This window comes from Xenorhabdus lircayensis, assembly GCF_016306625.1.
In the GTDB taxonomy this organism is placed as follows: domain Bacteria; phylum Pseudomonadota; class Gammaproteobacteria; order Enterobacterales; family Enterobacteriaceae; genus Xenorhabdus; species Xenorhabdus lircayensis.
The window spans coordinates 1-6,626 of sequence record NZ_JACOII010000077.1 but is presented as its reverse complement, the minus strand read 5'-3'; the positions used below and the strand labels follow the sequence as shown (position 1 = coordinate 6,626).

Annotated in this window: 3 protein-coding genes; 1 reads left to right on the top strand and 2 read right to left on the bottom strand. The window is 53.0% G+C overall.

Annotated features, from left to right (window positions below; translation table 11 throughout):
- Positions 1–137, top strand: a 137-nt coding sequence (locus H8A87_RS19050; protein WP_198691467.1) for a disulfide bond formation protein B, incomplete at its 5' end; no start/stop codon positions are given.
- Between the two features lie 151 nt (positions 138–288).
- On the opposite strand, the gene H8A87_RS19045 is transcribed toward H8A87_RS19050, so the two are convergent.
- Positions 289–5,967 carry an inverse autotransporter beta domain-containing protein gene (locus H8A87_RS19045; protein ID WP_198691466.1) on the bottom strand — a complete coding sequence of 1,893 codons (5,679 nt, stop codon included), beginning with the start codon at positions 5,965–5,967 and terminating at the stop codon, positions 289–291.
- A gap of 302 nt (positions 5,968–6,269) precedes the next feature.
- Positions 6,270–6,626: tyrosine-type recombinase/integrase (locus H8A87_RS19040; RefSeq protein WP_198691465.1), on the bottom strand; the 357-nt coding region annotated here is incomplete at its 5' end.

Genomic DNA, 6,626 nt, shown 5'->3' with positions numbered 1-6,626 from the left:
GGGATTGCTCAATGAAACAGTGGGCGTTTTTAACGCTGGATATGCCGCAATGGCTGACTGGCGTTTTTGCTGCTTATTTAGTAGTGGGTGTGTTGGTGCTGGTGAGTCAGGTTTTTCGGGTTCGGAATAGGTACTGAGAATAGAAAACTGCCCCTTGTTGTTGGTAATGACAATTCGGGGGCAGTTTGAGTCAGAACTATTACACCTGAAGATTTCTACGGCTGGTTGCCTTTGTTATAAACATCCACCATACCTCCGGCGATTAACTCTCCTTAAGATAGATTTCAACTAATTTGCATCACGACATGCCGCAAATCTATTTGTTAACTTATTAGCAGGACCTCTATTGTCACCATCTTTCAAGGAAATGAAATCTAAACTAGATGAATAATACTGCCAGGATGTTGGCCAACCGTATTTCGTATTCACCTGATTTATAGCATAATGACGACCTAATTCGACTAATTCAGTGCTATCTGGCAAAATTTTACCATTTCTAGTACAAGCTTTTTCAACCACAATCGTATTGTAATATGCCCAGTCTTCGTTATCTATAGTTCCATTTTCATCATTAGTTCCTGGATATTCATTGTGTAATGGCGTCCGATAATATTTTATTCCCTTGAATTCTATGAATTCATGCATATGCCCCCAATAATTAGCCACAGCCACATCAGGACTGGTAATCACCGTAAAGATAACATCCTTATCCTTTGTTGGAAGAGAACCATTAGCCCCCTCAGCCGCCACTTTCAAGGTTGTTTTCACGCCTTTTCCATTAGGGTCAATGATCTTGATAACCAGATCGCCTTTCTCATCTGTATGACCAGTATATGTATTTCCTTGTTTTTGGGCTAAAACACCTTTCTGAACCTCCAATTCGACAGTAGGCGCCTCTGTACTTTTTAAATAGCGACTGACTGCTGACAAATTAATGGTTACAGGCACTCCACCAATGGATTTATTATCCTTTTGGGTTTTGATCGTTAACTCGATCGGCTCTGATTTTTTTTCAACCAAATCAATTTTGGCTTTGGCCTTATCCTTGTCCACATCCACAGTAAAGTCATCCGCTATGCCTTTTACCGTACCATCTAAGTTCCCGCCTGTTACAGATCCTTTCTTGGTTTCCTGCTCGGTGTCCGTGGCAATTTGTTCACCCCGCATACTGAGGGTGTTACGGGGAACCATCGCGAGCTGGATAATTTGACCGCTGTCTTCGGGCTTCAGAATATATTCCGGAACCGTCCCGCTCATATCGGGTTTAATGACATGGTTGGGATCTTTGCCTAAATCGGAGACGAGTTCTTCCGGGGATTTAGGCGCATTGGGATCGGTGGATGTCGGATATTTGATACCCCAGGCAAAAATTGAATCATCCTGATCCCCCCCACCATTAGGATTAAAGAAGTACGAACCTGTCAGCGGTTGCCCCATTTCCAGCGTACCGTGAATCGCTAAATTATCAATGACAGGCCCATTGGTCGGGTTAATAATACCGCCTTTACTGTCCCCACCGACGAGTGCAGAATTGTCCAGCCCCGTATTGACTGAAATGGGTTTCCCGATACCATTCTGCCTGCTGTTTTTCGGTGTGATGGTGATTTCGATCAGTTTACCGACATCATTTTCACCCAGTGTATAGGAGGGGATAGCCCCACTCTGGACTTTTTTTCCATCCACAGCGCCCGTAGATTCTGGATCAGGGATTTTCTCTCTTGTCCCTGACGGTTTGTCCTCCGGCTGAAAACGGGTCCAGACATAGGTGGAGTTATCTGTGGTATCCCCATTGTTGGGACTGAATGCATAGTGAGCGGTCAAAATTTCATTGACGTACAGATTTCCCGTCAACATCAGGTTATCAATGGCGGGTCTGGCCGCGGGATCCAGAATGGTGCCCGGTTTTGCTCCTTTAGACGTGGTTTTGTTGATGCCGGTATCGGTCATGCCGGTATCCACCGTTTTGGGATCACCGGCTTCGTGGTCACCGTTGATGGGCTTGACGGTAATGGCTATCGTTTTCCCGGCATCCTCCGGTTTCAGATTGGTGGTCAGGGTGCCCGTTTTGTCCGGCACAGGTTCATACTTTGTCACCGGGGTATCCTTCTCATGCCAGGCAAACTGGGAGAGGTCGGTGGCATCCCCGCCATTCGCATTAAACGTGTAGCGGGCCGTCAGGGGCTGATTGATTTCCAGCTCCCCGCTCAGGACAATCTGCTCGATACCGGGCTTGGCTTTCGGATCCGCCACGCCGCCCTGGCCGTTGCCGCCGGTAATCCCCTTGTTGGCCTGCGGGTCGGTTACGTCGGTGGTCTGCGGCGCTTTGGCCCGCAAATTCGCCTCGTTAGCCGCCAGTACCGACACTTCCAGCACCTTGCCGATATCACTGTTCTCAACGGTATACTTCACCCTGTCCTGACCGGTTGCCCCGGCGGCAACCCGGCCTTCCCCGTTTTTCTGCACCCACTCCACCGGTTCTTTGACCCCGGCGGCCTCCGCCAGTGCCATGACCTGTTTCGCGGTGGTGCCTTTCTCGCCCCAGGCATAGAACGAGCGGTCAGTGGTGTTACCGTCTTTGGCATCAAACTGGTAAAGGGCATGCAGGACGCCGTTAACATGCAACCCCCCTTCCAGTTGCAGTCCGCTGACGCTGGGGGCTTTGTTTTCATCAAACTCAATCACCGTCTCTTTTTTCATGGCCGTGCCGTCCACGGTGGTGGTCAGCGTCCAGTGGCCGGTTTTCTGACCCGCCGTGACGATAACTTCATACACCCCGTCAGCGACTTCTTTCACTTTCCCTGTCTGCGGATCTTTGCCGTTACCCTGCAATGGCCCAGACCCACTGACCCTGAGGCTGTCTTTCGCCCCCGTGACCGGCTGGCCCTGTTTGTCTTTCAGGACAACGTGCAAGGTTTTGGTGGAGACGCCATCCGCAGCCAGGGCATGACTGCCATCCACCGGTTCAACGGTGGCGCCCTGGGTATCCAGAATATCCGCCAGTGATTGCCCAAAGGTCATGGTGGCCGGGCGTTTCAGCCGCTTGCCGAACACGTCCGGCGTCAGCGTCCATTGGCCTTTTTTCGCGCCGGCGGTCACGGGCACTTCATACGTGCCACTGCCCGGCGGCACTTCTTTCGCTTTCCCGTAGGTTGGCAGGGTTTCACCCTGGCCGTATAACTCATGATTATCCGGTATCAGGTTGATGCTGTTTTCCGCCCCGGTGACAGGCTGGCCATTGATGTCTTTCAGGTTCAGCGTAATGACGGTAGTGTCGCCTTCATTGGGCAGCGCGCCTTTTTCCGGGATAAACGCGGAGTTATCCGGATCAATCAGATCGGCAGTGGAGGTGCCAAAGGTGATTTCCGTTGGTGTCTCCAGCGGCTTGCCGTCTATCCTGGTGGTGATTTTCCACGGGCCGGTTTTATCACCCGCTTTCACCTTCACCCGGTAAATGCCGCTGTTCTCCGGCGCTTCCCACACCTTATCGATGGTCGGTTTGTTCTTGCCATCGCCGGTCAGTTGATCGCCGTTGTCGTCAAACGTGATGCTGTCCTGCGCGTTCGGAATGGGTTTACCCGACTTGTCCTTCAGGTGGAGCGTCATAAGGGTACTGTCTTCGTTGTTGGCCGCCAGCACGTTCGTCGCCGGGGTAAAGGCCGGGCCTTTAGTATCAACAATGTCGGTCAGGGACTGACCAAAGGTAATATTGGTCGGTTTCAGCGCCTTGCCGTCCACCGTCGGGGTGATTTTCCAGGTGCCTTTTTTCTTGCCGGCCGTGACTTTGGCCTTGTAAATCCCGCTGCCCGGCGGGTCTTCCCTGACCGCCCCCAGTGTGGGGTTGGGGGTCTGGCCGTACAGTTCACTCTTGTCATCGGTCAGCGTGATTTTATCTGCCGCCCCGGTGATGGGGTTGCCGTCCTTGTCTTTCAGGTTCAGGACGATGTCGGTACTGTCACCTTCCTGGTTCAGGGGGCCATTGTCCGGCTTAAATTCGGTGCGGTCCGGGTCTATCATGTTGGCCAGTGAATCACCAAAATCGATGACCGTCGGGGTCAGTGCATGACCGTCCACCGTCGGGGTGATTTTCCATTTGCCGTGCCGGGTGCCCGCGGTGGCCGGGACTTCATAAATGCCGCTGCCTTCCGGCACTTCCTTCACGTCCGTGCCCAGGGCCGGTTCTTTACCGTCACCGGTCAGTTGCGTTTTATCATCGGTCAATGTGATGTCACCCGCCGCCCCGGTCACGGGCCTGCCGTCTTTGTCGGTCAGTTTCAGCCGGATCACGGTCTGGGTTTTGCCGTCGGCCACCATCGATTTCTCGGCGGGTTCAAAGCCGGAACCGGCGGGGCTGACGGCGGAAGAAACCACCTGTATCTGCGCGTCCATCCGGTCAGAGGCGTTGCCCTGATGGTCATAGGCAATACCGGACAGGGTGTAGGTGTTATTGCCCCGGTCATGGTACGGCGGCAGGGTCAGCAGATAGCGGGTGCCCCCGCGAACCGGCTCCGCCGCCAGGGTTGCTGCCTGCACCGGTGCACTCACGCTTTCCAGCCTGCCGCCGCCCGCGACCAGATTTGCCGTATCCCAGACAATTTCTTTCAGGCCATGTTGGGTGCTGACACTGACGTTTAACGGGATCACGGCGTTGCCCCGCCCGCTAATCCGGCTTTCCATCATCAGGCGGATCAGGTTTTTCTTCCGGTATTCCAGCACGATTTGGTTATTCCGCTCGACCAGGTCATAACGCCCGCCTTGCAGGTTGCGTTTAAAGGCCACCGCATCCGGGTCAGCCTGCCTTGACCACGGGGTGCCGATTTCATAGTTCAGCCCCAGATTGAACCGGGTTTCCCCGCCGCCGGACGCACTTTGCCGGCGGTCAAGCCCCAGAGTGACCAGCGGAACGGGGGTATAGCTGGCACCCACGGTAAAGGCGGCCGGGTTTTTCTGCCGGCGCGCTTCGCTCAGTAAACCGACTTCATCACCGAAGTACTGCTCATAGATGAGCTTGCCGCCCAGTTGCGGATAGGCAGGCACATAGCCTTCGGCGCGCAGGTCAAAGCCGTTGGCCGGACGCTCTTCATAATCGTTCAGTTTCTTGCCGTCTTTCCAGCCACTGGCACGGAAATACCCGTTGGCGCCGAACTTCATAAAATCACGGGCGTATTCGGCGCCGAGGCCAAAACGGGTATGGTCGCGGGTCATGTCGTGGTCAAGGAAGGCGTTATAGCCGAACAGGCCGGCCCCCAGGAAATGGCGCTGCCCCAGACCAAAGTTCGCGGTGGTGCGGCTGTCAATATGGCGCAGGCCAAACTGGGTAAAGGCCATCTGTTTTTCGGTGTCATAGAGCGGCAACAGCATATCAAACTGGCTGCCGTCCAAACGTCCGCGCTCATCCACACTGGCCTGCAATTTGACCGTGCCGTAACGTTGCAGCCAGTTCTGCACCATCTGATTGGCCCCGCTGACCGCCATGCCGCGCAACTGGTTTTTGGTGCTGTCCACAATGTTGCCGCTTTTCAGCATACCCGCGGCCCGGGAAGCCACACTCGCCAGCGTACTCTCTGCGGTGTTGGCGGGCGTTTCGGGAGTAGCGGCCTGTCGCAGACTGTCCGCCAGCAGCGTATCGGAGGGGGATTGGGGCACCTCAATCTCATCGCCGGCGCCCAGCGCGGTAAAGGGTTTGCTGAACGTCCGCAGCTGGTTGAGCTTTTTCAGCTCCGTGACCGTCAGGCCATGCCGCTTCGCCACGGTTTTCACACTGTCACCGGCCGTCAGGCGGTAAGGCCGGGTCTGCAAATGAGGCAGCCGCTTCTCCGGTGCAAGCGGGGGGGCTTTGGCGGCCGCCCCGGCGGGCGTGAAGGTGCCCGCCACCGGAAAGGCAACCTGAGCAAAAAGAGTCACCCAGGCCACCCGTTTGAGTAAATGATGTTGTTTATTTGTCCACTGCCTGTCTTGTTTCTTTAGCATGTCTATAAACCTTCAGAATCAACATAATCCCCCCCAGCCGTCATCAAACGCTGGTGCCATTGACTCATCCCGGAGCGATGTTGCTATCCCCACTTCCAGTTGACAATTAGTACCAAACTGTCAAGTGAGGATTTTTTATCTGATAAAGACAATATTTAAGTTAAATAAACCAACTTAAACAAACATTTAAGTTAATTAATCTTTCGTATTTGAGTGGTATATAGAATTGGAAAATTGCATAGGAAAAGAGGAAAAAATGTGATGAACCATGAAGGAGGGCTAAATCAAAAAACAAGAATTTATCAGTAATTCAATATCAGTGAGTTATGTTGAATTTTGCAGATAAGAAAAAAATGAACTAACTTTAAAAAGAGCTGTTTTAGATGAGTTGACAGTTTGGTACTAATTGTCAACTGTTTTCGTTTTCCTTTGCCATCCCATATCGTCTCAAAGCGACCCGCATTACTCGCGGTATAGCGCACTGTATGGCGGATATTGCGGTGGCCTAAATAGTCCTGAATCAAGCGCGTATCGACTCCATTGTCAGCCAGTGCATAACCACAGGCATGCCTTAACATGTGCGGATTCGCGCAAATCGACAATTTTGCCTTTAAACTGGTTTGCCGAATGATTTTATACACCTGTTGACGCGACATACG